2 protein-coding genes are annotated in these 713 nt (G+C 64.8%); both read left to right on the top strand.

The genetic code is table 11. The features are described from left to right. On the top strand, positions 1-316 hold a 316-nt coding region (locus QMA15_RS32685; protein ID WP_290289363.1), incomplete at its 5' end, for a hypothetical protein. A gap of 6 nt (positions 317-322) precedes the next feature. Next, positions 323-713, top strand: a 391-nt coding sequence (locus QMA15_RS32680) for a DnaB-like helicase N-terminal domain-containing protein (RefSeq protein WP_290289360.1), incomplete at its 3' end; no start/stop codon positions are given.

The following is a 713-nucleotide window of genomic DNA, read 5'->3' as shown; positions in this document are numbered from 1 at the left end:
ATTCACCTTCACTCCCGATGCAGACTTCGTCGACCGCGCACTCGACGCCGAGCTCGGCGAAAGCAGCGCAGCCGTGGATCGAAAACTGCGCACCATGCTTGCCTCCATCGACGATTCCCTCGCCGGGATCAGCGACGCACGCGAAGAGCTGCGCACCCTCTACGGCCTCCCCGATGTTTCGGCAGTCACCGGAGTCCTGGCAGACGAGATTTACGACCGGGACATCACCGCCCACCTCGAGGACGCTGCCCGCAACCTCCGCGCGGCCGCCGCGATCCTGCGCAGCCACCGGCAACTCACCTCACCGCGACCCTGACATCCCATGCCCACCGGCGACAGCAAGGACCACGACGTGACACTCTCACTGGCCACCGTCCCCGACTTCGACGACCTCACCGACAACGAAGGCGAGATCGACGAGTACAGCACCGCTCTCGACGTCGAAGCTCAACTGCTGTGCTCGCTGCTCTGGGCTCCTGCCGAAAGCGCGAAACGAGCTGTCGCAGCGCTGACCAGCGCAGACTTCTACCGGCCCGTGAACGCGGCACTGTTCACCGCCATCTCCGAACTCGCTCTGGCCGGCAAACCGCACAACAGTGCCCACGTCTTCACCGCCTTGCAGCAGGAAGGCCGCACCAGCGGTCACCTCGGGAAACAACTCACCAAAGCGCTCACCGACATCACCACCATCGGCGTCCCGTCCGCTGAACTCG

Origin of the sequence: Rhodococcus sp. APC 3903, assembly GCF_030407755.1 — a bacterium.
GTDB lineage: Bacteria > Actinomycetota > Actinomycetes > Mycobacteriales > Mycobacteriaceae > Rhodococcus_F > Rhodococcus_F erythropolis.
This window is presented reverse-complemented; position numbering and strand designations above follow the sequence as displayed.